At 38.9% G+C, this 594-nt stretch carries 1 protein-coding gene; it reads right to left on the bottom strand.

Annotated elements, in window-relative coordinates:
- Positions 1-283, bottom strand: a 283-nt coding sequence (locus ACS8FD_RS22685; protein WP_439277519.1) for a GTP-binding protein, incomplete at its 3' end; no start/stop codon positions are given.
- Positions 284-594 lie beyond the last annotated feature (311 nt).

Raw genomic sequence — 594 nt, forward strand, 5'->3', positions numbered from 1 at the left:
AGTCAACGTGACCTGGGGTATCAATGATGTCGATACGGTGTTCGTCGAATTGCTTAGCCATACCTGACCAGAAGCAAGTCGTTGCTGCTGAAGTAATAGTAATACCGCGCTCTTGTTCTTGCTCCATCCAGTCCATGGTAGCCGCACCATCATGGGTTTCACCAATTTTGTGGCTAACACCGGTATAGAATAAAACACGCTCAGTAGTAGTCGTTTTACCAGCATCAATATGCGCTGAGATACCGATATTGCGATAGCGTTTTAGGGGAGTTTTACGAGCCATAGTGTTTTCCTAAGGAAATTCGTGTATATAATAATGTGTTGTGTCTCTGCCTATTACTCTATGACAAAGCAGTCAGCTTCGTAATATTACTTACTGATTATTGGGCCTAATACGGACAAAAAAAAGAGCAAATACTAAGAATATAGTGGCATAAAACTTGAGATGTTTTCTAATAAGTAATCTGTTTATTTAAAAAGGACCATTACTAGAAAACATCTTGATAGATAGCCGCCACCCAGTTAGAAATAGGCTAAACCTTTTATAAACTGGATAAAGAGTGGCGGCAATCAGTAGAATAGAAAATATAAAAT

This window comes from Psychrobacter sp. 1U2, from assembly GCF_051847575.1.